The sequence below is a fragment of the Kitasatospora sp. NPDC091257 genome (genome assembly GCF_044757675.1).
Lineage (GTDB): Bacteria > Actinomycetota > Actinomycetes > Streptomycetales > Streptomycetaceae > Kitasatospora > Kitasatospora lactacystinica.
Genome location: NZ_JBIVVI010001617.1, coordinates 1 through 1,591, shown reverse-complemented (window position 1 = coordinate 1,591; position 1,591 = coordinate 1). Strand labels below are relative to the sequence as shown.

Sequence of the window (1,591 nt, the reverse complement as noted above, 5' to 3'; positions counted from 1 at the left end):
GGGGTGGGCCCGGACCCGGTCCGGGCCCGCCCCCGCCTTCCCCGCGTGTCCCGTTCTCCCGCTCCCGCCTTCCCGCGCGTCCTGGCCGCCGCTCTGCGCGCTGGATCTTTAGGCCTGAAAGTCGCTATCCGAAACCGGCGATCAAACCATAGGAATGGCTCCACGGCCTGACCGGCCACCCCCGACCAGAAGGAGCCTCACCCATGATTCGCCTTCGTACCACCTGTATGGCCGTCGCCGCTACCGCCGCGATGCTCGCCCTGGCCGCCGCGCCCGCCCAGGCCGCCCCGGGTGACGTCACGACCTCGTGCGCAAGCGTGGTCACCCCGGCCGGCTTCGTCGACGTGAACTGGGGCTACAGCAGCAGTTGCGGCACGCAGAGCTTCAGCCCGAACATCAAGCAGATCAAGCAGCTCACCGGACTGCCCGTCGGCACCGTGGTCCAGGCCTGCTCCACCACCTACCCGCCCGCGGGATGGGTCCAGACCGGCTCCTACTACACCAGCAGCTGCGTCGCCTGGTCGAACCCGAGCTTCAACAACAACGCCTGGCAGCTGAAGCGCGTCTCCTGATCCGGCGCCCCCGGCGGCTCCGCTGATCCGCCGGCTCCGCCCGGACCCTCGGTCGGGTGCCTGACCCGAGGACCTGACCGAGGGCGCCGGGACCGGACGCGCCGGTGCCGACGTGATCAGCGGGCATGCTCGGGGCTGATCAAAGACCGTGCAGTTGTTGAGGTGTCAGTTGTCGCTCCACCCCGGCTCCGGTGATCAAGTCCCTTCTCTAACCGCTCGGATCGCGCGGTCGAGCAACCCCGTCGGCACGACCGCAATGTGGGTCGGAGACCGGCTGGACGGGCTGTGGTGCAACGGGGCTTCGCGGGCTGGTACCCGCGCGACGGACGCCCGGTCCGTCCGGGCAAGAACCCCACCCGGCCCAGGACCAGGATCCTCGCTGCCGGCAACGACGCCTGCCGCCTGACGGAGCACCTCCAGCGGCACGAGTCGGAGTACCGCCCCGGCCCACAGGCCGAGGCTCTGCGGCAGAGATCCTCGTGCAGAACTACTACCGCGGCAGGGCAGGCCGCCTGCGCCGGCGCACCGCCGGCGACGGCAGCGTGCCACCCTCCGCCTCGGCGATCGTCTTCCCCCACGACACGACGGCTCGCTACGTCCCCCGCGGGCACATCATCAGCTGGAAGGGGGTTCGCCGCACGTGTCACCGAGACGAAACCCCGTTATCGAGACCGCTGACCGCCTTCCCGACCTACCCGGACGAGCACGACATCCCCGGCCGAAGTCCTGCCGAACCCTTGGTACCTGAGCCCGGTCATCCAAGATCACCGACAGAGTCGAGCTCGGGCGCTGCTCGCGGATGCGCGACGGTGAACGCGCTCGGCTCCTGCCACGCTGCGCAGGAAGTCGGCGGGTCCGACTTCCTGCGCACGGCGCGGAACTCAGGTACTGGCTGCTTGGGTGCGGCAGTGGGTGAGGGCGTAGGTGAGGCGGGTGTCGGGGTTGGGGGTGGTGGTGAGGAGTTCGCCGGCGGTGACGAGGGCGGTCCAGTAACGGGCAGGGTCGCCGGTGCGGGGGAG

General features: G+C 70.3%; 1 protein-coding gene. It reads left to right on the top strand.

What is annotated here, in order from left to right:
• Positions 1-203: 203 nt before the first annotated feature.
• Entirely contained in the window at positions 204-572 is a 369-nt protein-coding gene (locus ACIQOV_RS40780) for a hypothetical protein (protein WP_401056106.1), read from the top strand.
• The last annotated feature ends 1,019 nt before the right edge of the window (positions 573-1,591 follow it).

Coding starts and splice junctions, on each gene's coding strand:
- ACIQOV_RS40780 (WP_401056106.1), top strand. CDS start 204: ATGATTCGCCTTCGTACCACCTGTATGGCCGTCGCCGCTACCGCCGCG.